At 69.3% G+C, this 10,300-nt stretch carries 8 protein-coding genes; 3 read left to right on the forward strand and 5 right to left on the reverse strand.

Annotated elements, in window-relative coordinates; all coding sequences use genetic code 11:
* Window positions 1-8 precede the first annotated feature (8 nt).
* The 5 genes from AC3WXD_RS14425 to AC3WXD_RS14445 form a co-directional block, all read right to left on the reverse strand.
* Window positions 9-848, reverse strand: a complete 840-nt coding sequence (locus tag AC3WXD_RS14425) for an ABC transporter permease (RefSeq protein WP_020203041.1) — start codon at window positions 846-848, stop codon at window positions 9-11.
* 13 nt (window positions 849-861) lie between these two features.
* A complete protein-coding gene (locus tag AC3WXD_RS14430; RefSeq protein WP_059414926.1) occupies window positions 862-1,635 on the reverse strand; it encodes an ABC transporter ATP-binding protein in 774 nt (257 codons plus the stop codon).
* Window positions 1,636-1,652: 17 nt separating this feature from the next.
* Entirely contained in the window at window positions 1,653-2,657 is a 1,005-nt protein-coding gene (locus AC3WXD_RS14435) for an ABC transporter substrate-binding protein (RefSeq protein ID WP_492324010.1), read from the reverse strand.
* Between the two features lie 120 nt (window positions 2,658-2,777).
* Window positions 2,778-4,511 (reverse strand): hydantoinase B/oxoprolinase family protein, encoded by a 1,734-nt coding sequence (locus AC3WXD_RS14440; protein ID WP_492324011.1) that lies wholly within the window; start codon window positions 4,509-4,511, stop codon window positions 2,778-2,780.
* Window positions 4,508-6,643 (reverse strand): hydantoinase/oxoprolinase family protein, encoded by a 2,136-nt coding sequence (locus tag AC3WXD_RS14445; protein ID WP_029043616.1) that lies wholly within the window; start codon window positions 6,641-6,643, stop codon window positions 4,508-4,510. Before AC3WXD_RS14445 ends, AC3WXD_RS14440 begins: the two co-directional genes overlap by 4 nt.
* A gap of 280 nt (window positions 6,644-6,923) precedes the next feature.
* On the opposite strand from AC3WXD_RS14445, the gene AC3WXD_RS14450 reads away from it, so the two are divergent.
* The 3 genes from AC3WXD_RS14450 (at window position 6,924) to tdh (ending at window position 10,094) form a co-directional block, all read left to right on the forward strand.
* Window positions 6,924-7,649 carry a TetR/AcrR family transcriptional regulator gene (locus tag AC3WXD_RS14450; RefSeq protein ID WP_020203036.1) on the forward strand — a complete coding sequence of 242 codons (726 nt, stop codon included), beginning with the start codon at window positions 6,924-6,926 and terminating at the stop codon, window positions 7,647-7,649.
* A 115-nt stretch (window positions 7,650-7,764) separates the two neighbouring features.
* A complete protein-coding gene (locus tag AC3WXD_RS14455) occupies window positions 7,765-8,967 on the forward strand; it encodes a glycine C-acetyltransferase (RefSeq protein ID WP_492324012.1) in 1,203 nt (400 codons plus the stop codon).
* Window positions 8,968-9,014: 47 nt separating this feature from the next.
* A complete protein-coding gene (tdh, locus tag AC3WXD_RS14460; RefSeq protein WP_059414914.1) occupies window positions 9,015-10,094 on the forward strand; it encodes an L-threonine 3-dehydrogenase in 1,080 nt (359 codons plus the stop codon).
* Window positions 10,095-10,300 lie beyond the last annotated feature (206 nt).

Below are 10,300 nucleotides of genomic sequence, written 5' to 3' on the forward strand. Positions count from 1 at the left end.
TCCCGGCGCTAGCGCCTGGCTTGCGCCAGTTGCGGCACGCGCTCCGCGCCGGCGGCCGGTGCATTGCCTTCCACCGGCCTGCCGCGCTGCGAGGCATGCCACGGCAGCAGCTTTTCCTCCGCCCACTCGAGCGCCTTGAACAGGATCACGCCGAGCGCGCACAGCAGCGCCAGCGCGACGAACACGGTCGGCGTGTCGAAGCTGCCCTGCGCCACCAGGATCACGTGGCCGAGGCCGGTCTCGCCAGCCACGAACTCGCCGACGATGGTGCCCACCAGCGCGAACGACACGCCCACCTTCATGCCGGCAAAGATCCCCGGCAGCGCGTTGGGAAAGCGGATCTTCCACAGCACCTTGCCGCGCGAGGCCTGGTTGGCGCGCGCCATGTTGAGCATCTCGGGGTCGATGGACTTGAGGCCGAGCACGGTGTCGATCAGGATCGGGAAGATCGCGATCAGCATGGCGATGGCGATCTTGGGCGCGGAGCCGGTGCCGAGCCAGATCACGAACAGCGGCGCCAGCGCGACCTTGGGCACGGCGTTGAGCGCCACCATCAGCGAGTACAGCGTGCGCTCCAGGAAGCGCGAGTAGACGATGCCGATGGCCGCGCCCACGCCCAGCAGCACGGCGATGGCAAAGCCCGCCAGCGTGGTCAGCAAGGTGTCCAGGCTCTGCATCAGCAGGAAGCCCGGCTGCGACAGGAACTGCGCGAAGATCTTGCTCGGCGGCGGCAGCAGGAACTCGCGCACGCCGAACGCGCGCACCGCGCCTTCCCACGCCAGCAGCAGCACCACGATGGTGAGAACGGCCAGCCGGCTGTTCTCGGAACGTTTCCAGATCCGCTTCATTGCTTCATCCCCCTCATCCCCTGTAGATGCCAAGCTCGCGGAAGATCTGGCGGATCTGCGCGACATAGCCCGCGAACGCTTCGGTTTCCCGCACCGCCAGCCCGCGCGGGCGCTCCAGCTCGATCGGAATCACCGCGGCGACGCCGCCGGGATTGCGCGACATCACCACCACCCGGTCGCTCAGGTAGACGGCCTCGGAGATCGAGTGCGTGATGAACAGCACGGTCTTGCCGGTGGCCAGCCAGGTGCGCTGCAGCTCTTCGTTGAGGTCGTCGCGCGTGAACGGGTCGAGCGCGCCGAACGGCTCGTCCATCAGCAGCAGTTGCGGGTCCACCAGCAACGCGCGGCAGATCGAGGCGCGCTGGCGCATGCCGCCGGAGAGTTCCCACGGGTAGCGGCTGGCGAACGCGCCGAGGCCGAACAGGTTGAGCACGGCGCGCGCGCGTTCCTCGAAATCGCGCCGGTCGAGGTCGTGGAACTCGGCGGCGATCAGCACGTTGTCTAGGATGGTGCGCCAGTCCAGCAGCAGGTCGCGCTGGAACACCACGCCCATGTTGGCGGGCGGCCCCACGATGGGGTCGCCCTGCAGCGCGAGGTGGCCGCTGGAGATGGGCTCCAGCCCGGCCACGCACTTGAGCAGCGTGCTCTTGCCGCAGCCGCTGGGCCCGACGATGCTGACGAACTCGCCTTCCTCGATGTCGAGGCTGACGTCCTTGAGCGCGTAGAGCGGCTCGCGCTGCGAGTGATAGATCTTGTTGAGCTGGCCGATCTGCAGGAATGCCGACATCTTTCCGTCTCCCGCGCCTAGTTCGCCAGCATGGCGTTGGTGTAGTAGTCGGCGGGCTTGTGCCCGGGCTTGATCATGCCGGCCTGCTCCATCGAGCGGATCGCGGCGGTCCAGTCGGCGTCGTCCTGGCGGCCGAACGGCAGGCTCTTCTGCGTGGGGCTGTCGAAGAACGGGCGGTAGGCCTGGATCTGCGCCTGCAGGATCTGCGGGTCGAGCTTGACGTTGGGGCGCTGCGCCTGGATCGCCGCCACGCCTTCGTCGATGTGGCCGTTGTAGATGTATTCCCACGCACGCACCTGGATCTGGGTGAACTTCCTGATCGCCGCGCCCTTCTCGGCCAGCCGCTGCGGCGTCGCCACCAGGCCGTAGCTGGGAAAGTTGATGCCGCTGTCGGACAGCAGCAGCGCCTTGGCCGGTCGCACCTTGGACACCATCGGCTGGCCGAACGGCGCTTGCGAGAGGAAGCCGTCGCTGTTGCCCGAGGCGTAGGTGGAGATCATCGCCGCCGGCGACACCATCACGATGCTGGCCTTGCCCTTGGCGATGCCGTTGGCCTTGAAGTAGGGATCGATGAACGGCGCCCACGGGCTGGTGGTGAAGCACACCAGCTTCTTGCCGATCAGGTCCTGCACCGACTTCACGCCGAGCTTCTCGTCCACCATCACGGCGAGGTCGCCCTTGCGCGCGAAGCCGGCGATGGACATCAGCTCCAGCCCGTTTTCCCTGGCCACCGCCATCGTGCCGAGCTGCACCTGGCCCACGTCGGCCTGGCCGGCGGCCAGCAGCTGCAGCGTGTTGATGGTGCCGGTGCCGTCCTGCACCTCCACATCGAGCCCGGCCTCCTGGAACCAGCCTTTTTGCCTGGCGAGGTGCATGGCCGCATGCATGCCCCACGGCGAGTAATCCATCCGCACCAGCAGCTTCTGGTCGGCAGCCTGCGCCGCGCAGGCGGCGGTCAGCAGCATCGATGTCGCGGCGGCCGCGCAGACGCGCCAGGCCAGTTTCATGACAGAAGAACGCATCGTAGTTTCCTTGTGGGCGTGGGCGGGTCTCGATGTGTACCCGCCTCCGGTGTGACCGTGAATCCGTGAAAGCGTGAATCCTGCTGCGCGAGCGCTGCCGTATCGACGGCCTGCGCCGGCCTACGCCGCCTTCACCAGCCGCCGCGCGCGCAGCGCGGCGGTGGCCGCGGCGTCGACCTCGCCGGTGGCCGGGTCCGCCACCGCCTGGTAGTGCTCGCGCACGAAGGCCGCGCTGAGCTTGTGGTTCCACACGTCCTCGCGGATGCGCGCGAAGTCGCGCGCGAGCGGATCGCCGAAACCGCCGCCGCCGGGCTGGATGTGCGTGACCAGGTCGCCGCGCGCGATCGTCATGCCGACCTTGCTCGGCAGCTCGGTGGTGGCCCCGTCGTGCTCAAGCAGGTTGCGTGCCGGGCTCGCCGCCGCGCCGCCGGCCAGGCCGTATGGCGAGAACTTCATGCGGTCCGCGCGCAGCTGCAGCAGCGCGTCCGGCGCCAGCACGCGGTAGCTGCGGCGGATGCCGAGGCCGCCGCGGAACTGGCCCGCGCCGCAGGAATCCTCGACCAGCTCGTAGGCTTCCACGCGCACCGGATGCTGCGCCTCGAGCGTTTCCACCGGCGTGTTGGAGAGGTTCTGCGAGGCGTTGGTGATGGCCTCGATGCCGTCGCTGGCCGGACGCCCGCCCCAGGCGCCGCAGATCATGTCGACGATGATGTACGGCTTGCCGTTGTCGCCCTTGCCGGACAGGCACACCACGGTGTTGCCGCCTTCGCCGGCGGCGGGGATGCGGTCCGGCACGATCTGCGCCAGCGCGCCGAGCATGGCGTCGAACACGCGGTAGCCGGTCAGCGCGCGCGCCGCCACCGCGCTGGGCGGCAGCGGGTTGAGCACCGAGCCTTCGGGCACGCGCACCTCGATGCAGCGGAACACGCCCGCGTTGTTGGGCACGTCGCCCTTGAGCGCGCAGCGCACGCTCAGATAGGTGCACGACCTGGTGTACGACAGCGTGGAGTTGATGGCCGCGCGCACCTGCGGCGACGAGCCGGTGTAGTCCGCGCTGACGTGGTCGTCGTGCACGGTCAGCGCCACCCGGATCGGGATCGGCTCGGGCGAGAGGCCGTCGTCGTCGATGTAGTCGGTGAAGTGGAAGGTGCCCTTGGGCCATCTGCGGATTTCCTCGCGCGTGAGGCGCTCGGCGTAGTCCAGCAGCTCGTTCAGGTAGGCGCGCGTGTCCGCGCGGCCGTAGCGGTCGAACAGCGCGGTCAGCTCGCGCACGCCGACCTGGGTGGCGGCGTACTGCGCCTTGAGGTCGCCCAGCACGCGGTCCGGCACGCGCACGTTCTGCGCGATGATGCGCTCGAGCGTGTCGTTGACCTGCCCGGCCTCGTACAGCTTGAGCACCGGGATGCGCAGGCCCTCCTGGTAGATCTCGGTGGAATCGCTGGCGTTGGAGCCCGGCACGCGGCCGCCCACGTCGGTGTGGTGGCAGATCACCACGCACCAGCCTTCCAGCTCGCCGCGGTAGAAGAACGGCACGAACATGAAGATGTCCGGCAGGTGCATGCCGCCCTGGTACGGGTCGTTGACGATGACCGCGTCGCCGGGCCGCAGCGCGTCGCCGTAGCGCGCCCGCACCGCTTCCATCGCCTCGGGAATGGCGCCCAGGTGCAGCGCGATGGTCTTGGCCTGCGCCACCATGCGGCCGTGGCGGTCGCAGATGGCGGCGGAGTAGTCCATCACGTCCTTGACGATCTCGGAGCGCGCGGTGCGGATGACCGTGTAGGCCACTTCGTCGACGATGGAATCCATCGCGTTCTTGACGACCGCGAAGGTCACCGGGTCGAACTGCGTGCTCATGCTGCCTCCTGGGGGCTGTCGATGTCGATGATGATGTTGCCGATCTTGTCGGCGCGCGCCGAGGCGCCGGGCGGCACCACGATGGTGGTGTCGTAGGACTCGATGACGAGCGGGCCCTGGCGCGGCGCCGCGGTGATGGCCGAGCGCGGCACCAGCAGCGTTTCGCGCGGTGCCTGGCCGCGCCCGAAGCTCACCGGGCGCGTGCCGGCCACGCCGTGCAGCGCGCTGGCGTCCACCTGGATGGCGTCGAAGTCCAGCCGCTGGTCGCTGCGGCCGTAGGCGCTCAAGCGGATGTTGACCAGCTCGAGCGGCTCGTCGTTGCGGTAGCCGAAGGTCTGCTGGTAGAGCGCGCCGAAGTCTTCCACCAGTTGCGCGATGGCGGCGGCGTCGGGCACGCTGCCGTCCCGTCCGCCCGCCAGCGGAATGGTCAGCTCCGAGCTCTGGCCCAGGTAGCGCAGGTCGATGCCCACGGCGATCTCCACCGCCTCCCGTCCGTAGCCTTCCAGCGCGAGCACCTCCTGGCCTTGCTGGCGCAGCTCCGCGATCACCGCGCCGATGCCGGCCGCGTCGCACTCGGCCAGCGGGCGCAGGATGGCCTTGACGAAGTTGTGCTCGGCGTCGGCGCACAGCATGCCGGCCGAGCAGAACACGCCCGCCATGACCGGCGCGATCACGCGCCGGATGCCCAGCAGCATGGCCACGTCCACCGCGTGCAGCGGGCCGCCGCCGCCGAAGGCGATCATGGTCATGTCGCGCGGATCGCGCCCGCGCTCCACCGTCACGGCGCGCAGCGCGCGCGCCATGCTGACGTTGGCCACGTGGCGGATGCCGTGCGCGGCGGCGAGCGTGTCGAGGCCGAGCGGCGCGCCGATGTGCGTGTCGATGGCGCGCGCCGACTGCGCCGGGTCCACCTTGAGGCTGCCGCCGGCGAGCGCTGCGGGATTGAGATAACCGAGCACCATGTTGGCGTCGGTCACGGTGGGGCGGTCGTTGCCGCGGCCGTAGCAGGCCGGACCCGGGTTGGCGCCGGCCGATTCCGGCCCCACGCACAGCAGGCCGCCGGCATCGATCCAGGCCAGCGAGCCGCCGCCCGCGCCCACCTCGGCGATGTCGATGGCGGGCACCTTGAGCACATAGCCGCCGCCCTTGACGAAGCGGCTCGGCGCGCTGATGCCGTCGCGGAACTCGTATTCGGTGGTCAGCGACGGCACGCCGTCGGTGATGATGGAAGCCTTGGCGGTGGTGCCGCCCATGTCGAACACGATCAGGTCGCGGCCGCCGCCGAGCGCGCCGATCCGCGCCGCGCCGGCCACGCCGCCGGCCGGGCCGGAGGCCACCGCGAACACCGGCTTGTCGCTGGCGCTGCCCACGCCCATCATGCCGCCGTTGGAGGCCATCACCTGCAGCGACGCGGTCACGCCCATGCGGCCGAGGTCGTCCTTGAGGCGGCGCAGGTAGGTGCGCATGGCCGGCAGGATGTAGGCGTTCACCACGGTCGTGCTGGTGCGCTCGTACTCCTTGATCTCCGGCAGCACGTCGCACGATGCGGTCACCAGCAGGCGCGGGAACTCCCGCTCCAGGCTCGCCTTGGCCGCGAGTTCGTGCGCCGGATTGATATAGCTGTTGATGAAGCAGATCGCCAGCGCCTCCACGCCCTCTTCCACCAGCCCGCGCGCCACGCGCAGCACCTCGTCGGCGTCGAGCGGCACCACGATGTTGCCGCGCGCGTCGATGCGCTCGTTGAGGCCGCGGCGGTAGCGCCGCGGCGCCAGCGGCAGCGGCTTCTGCCAGCCCAGGTCGAACATGGTGGGCGTGCGGATGCGGCCGATCTCCAGCACGTCGCGGAAACCCGCCGTGGTCAGCACGCCGGTGCGCGCGCCGACCTTCTGCAGGATGGTGTTGGAGGCCGTGGTGGTGCCGTGCACGATCTCGGTGATGTCGCCCGGCGCGATGCCGGCCTGCGCGATCAGCGCCCCCAGGCCGGTCACGATGGCCTCGCCGAGGTCGTGCGGCGTGGTCGAGGTCTTGTTGACGAACAGGCGGCCGTCCGGCATGGCCAGGACGATGTCCGTGAAAGTACCGCCGATGTCGCAGCCGACGCGCACGCCCGCCTTGCTTCCTGCTTGAACCATGTCCTCTCCAGATTCCAGGTTTGTGAGGCGCGGGCGACTTGCCCGTGCCGCGCGAGCCCTTGCCCGGGACCGCGCACCGATTCATCAGCTAACTAACTAGTCAGTACAATAGAAGACCGGTTTTTGCTTGTCAACCGGGTTTTCACGGAGCACAAGAATGTTGCCTGGCAAGGCTTTGCGCATGGTTTTTGTGCACGGCGGGCGGTGTACACTAACCATCTGGTTAGCGCACGCACCATCGCGGCGCAGCGCCCCGCACAACTTCAAGGAACCCCTCGCCATGCCAGCCACCGCCAAGACCGCGCGCAAGCCCAAGCCTCGCGATGCCCAGGCCACGCGCGAAAAAATCCTGCAGATGGCGTCGAAGGAATTCGCCGCCAAGGGCTTCGACGGCGCGCGCGTCGACAGCATCGTCGCGCGCAGCAAGATCAGCAAGAACCTCGTCTACCACTACTTCGACAGCAAGGAAGCGCTGTTCATCGAAGTCATGGAGCGCGCCTATGCCGCCATGCGCGAGCGCCAGAACGAGCTCGGCCTGACCGGCGACAACCCGGTCGACGACATGCGCGCGCTGGTGATGCACACCATCCAGCATTTCGTCGAGCAGCCCGAATTCATCCTGCTGCTGGGCACCGAGAACCTGCACAAGGCCGAGCACATCCGCCAGTCCAAGGTCATTCCCGCCATGTTCAACCCGCTCAAGAGCGCGCTGGCGGAAATCCTCGAGCGCGGCAAGGCGCAGGGCGTGTTCCGCCCCGACGCGGACTGGGTGGATCTGTATGTGTCGATCTCCGGCCTGGGCTCGTACTTCATCTCGAACCGCTACACCTTGTCCTTCGTGCTCGGCGTGGACCTCGGCGCGCCCGAGCGCGTGGCCTCGCGGCTGCGCCACGTGCCGGACATGGTGATGAGCTACCTGTGCAATTTCGGCGAGGCGCGCGCCGGCGCGCCGGGCTGCCCGCAAGTCGCGGCCAGCGTGGCCGGGGCGGAAGCGCCGCAGCCCTGAGGTCGGCGCGGGTGGCGAGGGCGGCACGACATTTTCCTGCGCGCACGTGGCATCGGGCATACCATAGGCACTGGCATTCTGGGCATTGCACGAAACCACCACGCCAGGGGATCCCATGCGCGACCGCTATCTTTCCCATCTCCGCGACACCCTCGACACCATCCGCGCCGACGGCTTCCACAAGGCCGAGCGCGTGATCGCCAGCCCGCAGGCGGCCGACATCCGGCTGGCCGGCGGCGAGCGGGTGCTGAATTTCTGCGCCAACAACTACCTCGGCCTGGCCGACGACGCGCGCCTGATCGAGGCGGCGCGGCGCGGGCTGGAGGAGGACGGCTTCGGCATGGCGTCGGTGCGCTTCATCTGCGGCACGCAGTCGGTGCACAAGACGCTGGAGGCCGCGCTCGCGCGCTTCCTCGGCACCGGCGACAGCATCCTCTACTCGAGCTGCTTCGACGCCAACGGCGGCCTGTTCGAGACGCTGCTCGACGACCAGGACGCGGTCATCAGCGACGAGCTCAACCACGCCAGCATCATCGACGGCGTGCGCCTGTGCAAGGCCAGGCGCTACCGTTACCGCAACAACGACATGGCCGACCTGGAGGCGCGCCTGCGGGAGGCCGACGCCGCCGGCGCGCGCTTCAAGCTGATCGCCACCGACGGCGTGTTCTCGATGGACGGCATCGTCGCCGACCTGCGCGCGATCTGCGACCTGGCGGACCAGTACGGCGCGCTGGTGATGGTGGACGACTCGCACGCGGTCGGCTTCGTCGGCGCGCACGGGCGCGGCACGCCCGAGCTGTGCGGCGTGGAGGGACGCGTGGACATCATCACCGGCACGCTGGGCAAGGCGCTGGGCGGCGCGTCCGGCGGCTACGTGGCGGCGCACCGCGAGATCGTGGACCTGCTGCGGCAGCGCTCGCGCCCCTACCTGTTCTCCAACTCGCTGGCGCCGAGCATCGCCGCGGCCACGCTCAAGGTGCTGGCGCTGCTGGCCAGCGACGAAGGCGCCGCGCTGCGCCGGCGCGTGCGCGAGAACGGCGAGCACTTCCGCCGCGAGATGAGCGCGCTGGGCTTCACGCTGGTGCCGGGCCAGCACCCGATCATCCCGGTCATGCTGGGCGACGCCGCGCTGGCCACCGGCATGGCCGACGCGCTGCTGGCCGAGCACGTGTACGTGGTCGGCTTCTCCTTCCCGGTGGTGCCCAAGGGCCGCGCGCGCATCCGCACGCAGATGAGCGCCGCGCACAGCGCGGAGCACATCGAGCGCGCGGTCGCCGCGTTCGCCAGGGTCGGCCGGCGCTTCGGCGCCATCGCCTGAGCCCGCGCGCCGCATCGGTACAGGACAGCACAGCAAGGAGCCCAGCCATGAAAGCCCTCGCCAAGACCGAACGCGCGCCCGGCCTGGCCATGACCGACGTGCCGGTGCCGGAGGTCGGCCACAACGACGTGATGATCCGCATCCGCCAGACCGCCATCTGCGGCACCGACATCCACATCTGGAAATGGGACGAGTGGGCGCAGCACACCATCCCGGTGCCGATGCAGGTCGGGCACGAATACGTGGGCGAGATCGTCGCGCTCGGGCAGGAAGTGCGCGGGCTGGCCATCGGCGACCGCGTCTCCGGCGAGGGGCACATCACCTGCGGCTTCTGCCGCAATTGCCGCGCCGGGCGCCGCCACCTGTGCCGCAACTCGGTCGGCGTCGGCGTCAACCGGCCCGGCGCCTTCGCCGAATACCTGGTGATCCCCGCCTTCAACGCCTTCCGCATCCCCGACGACATCCCGGACGAGATCGCCGCCATCTTCGACCCGTTCGGCAACGCCACCCACACCGCGCTGTCGTTCAACCTCGTGGGCGAGGACGTGCTCATCACCGGCGCCGGCCCGATCGGCATCATGGCCGCGGCCATCGCCCGCCACGTGGGCGCGCGCAACGTGGTCATCACCGACGTCAACGACTACCGCCTCGCGCTGGCCCGCAGGATGGGCGCCACGCGCGCGGTCAACGTGCAGCATGAAAACCTCGGGGACGTGGCCGCCGAGCTGCACATGACCGAGGGTTTCGACGTCGGCATGGAGATGTCGGGCGTGCCGAGCGCGTTCGCCACCATGCTCGAGCACATGAACCACGGCGGCAAGATCGCCATGCTGGGCATCCCGCCGTCGCAGATGGCGATCGACTGGAACCAGATCATCTTCAAGGGCCTGGAGATCAAGGGCATCTACGGCCGCGAGATGTTCGAGACCTGGTACAAGATGGTCGCCATGCTGCAAAGCGGGCTCGACCTGACGCCCATGATCACGCACCGCTTCGGCGTGGACGACTTCCAGGCCGGCTTCGCGGCCATGCTGTCGGGCAACAGCGGCAAGGTGGTGCTGGACTGGACCGGCGCGCATCATAACGCGACGATGCTCGCTCCTGTGGAGCCATGCGGGGCGAACTGATAGATTGACACGGTGTGATTCCTGGTGGGTCATCGTTGCCTGCCCCGTTTGCCCTACATGCGCGGGGCCGAGGTGGCACGCGGCACCACCTGCGGCTCCCGGCCCACGAAGATGCGCGACGGCAGCACGAAGCCCCGCAGTGCCAGCATCTCCAGCGGTCCCTGGCCGACTTCGGTGCGCATCTGGTAGCGGATCGGGTAGGCCAT

Source organism: Cupriavidus sp. FW216-B1 (assembly GCF_058789195.1).

What these genes read in the sequence shown, in the direction of transcription:
- AC3WXD_RS14425 (WP_020203041.1), bottom strand. Translation starts at nt 848, where the DNA reads ATGAAGCGGATCTGGAAACGTTCCGAGAACAGCCGGCTGGCCGTTCTC.
- AC3WXD_RS14450 (WP_020203036.1), top strand. Translation starts at nt 6,924, where the DNA reads ATGCCAGCCACCGCCAAGACCGCGCGCAAGCCCAAGCCTCGCGATGCC.
- AC3WXD_RS14440 (WP_492324011.1), bottom strand. Translation starts at nt 4,511, where the DNA reads ATGAGCACGCAGTTCGACCCGGTGACCTTCGCGGTCGTCAAGAACGCG.
- AC3WXD_RS14435 (WP_492324010.1), bottom strand. Translation starts at nt 2,657, where the DNA reads ATGCGTTCTTCTGTCATGAAACTGGCCTGGCGCGTCTGCGCGGCCGCC.
- AC3WXD_RS14430 (WP_059414926.1), bottom strand. Translation starts at nt 1,635, where the DNA reads ATGTCGGCATTCCTGCAGATCGGCCAGCTCAACAAGATCTATCACTCG.
- AC3WXD_RS14455 (WP_492324012.1), top strand. Translation starts at nt 7,765, where the DNA reads ATGCGCGACCGCTATCTTTCCCATCTCCGCGACACCCTCGACACCATC.
- tdh (WP_059414914.1), top strand. Translation starts at nt 9,015, where the DNA reads ATGAAAGCCCTCGCCAAGACCGAACGCGCGCCCGGCCTGGCCATGACC.
- AC3WXD_RS14445 (WP_029043616.1), bottom strand. Translation starts at nt 6,643, where the DNA reads ATGGTTCAAGCAGGAAGCAAGGCGGGCGTGCGCGTCGGCTGCGACATC.